Genomic DNA, 671 nt, shown 5'->3' on the forward strand with positions numbered 1-671 from the left:
TTTGGTGTTGATGGATAAAATCCATCAACACTATTTTTATGCACAACAAAAGGGCCTATCGTCCTGTGCTACAATCAAGTCGCCCCAACCCATTGAATGCTAGTGCCCAATTAAAAATTCACTCAAATTTTTGTGGATCGCTGCAAAAATGACATCATTTTACGTTTATTTTGATTGCTGAACCTAGTCCATAGACAATCAACCCAATCAACAGGATTCCTGTTGCAATGCCATTCCAGTTGGTCATCAAAGTTCTGCTTTCGACCGTAGGAATTTTCTGACTAGTCACAACAAAAAAGGTTTTAACTGATGATTGATTGCCCATAACAAGTAAAGAACCTATTATCATTAAAACAAACTGATGGGCGATACTTCCCATACTTTGAATAGTGTACTTAACCCAGATACGTTTATCCTTTGGTAACTCATCTTGATGCCTATATATTTCAGTCAACCAGCCATTAAAAACACTCTTAAAAGTGCTTAATATTAAAACACTACTTGTAAAAAATGGCGTGATTAATACTAATATCAGTCCAACTGTCATTCCAATTAAAGAAATTTTTTTGCTTCTTTTTCCAACTAAACCACCTATTATAGGTGCTATCACTATACCTAAAACGTATGGCAAGTAAAATCTTGGTAGCGTCAAGAATCTTGTGTAAATGAAA

The 671-nt window shown here is 35.0% G+C and carries 1 pseudogene; it reads right to left on the reverse strand.

Features of this window, described 5'->3' with window-relative positions:
- Positions 1–154 precede the first annotated feature (154 nt).
- Positions 155–671: pseudogene (locus IV84_RS11040) on the reverse strand (hypothetical protein); the annotation flags it as partial.

Origin of the sequence: Pediococcus damnosus (assembly GCF_001437255.1) — a bacterium.
GTDB classification, from domain to species: domain Bacteria; phylum Bacillota; class Bacilli; order Lactobacillales; family Lactobacillaceae; genus Pediococcus; species Pediococcus damnosus.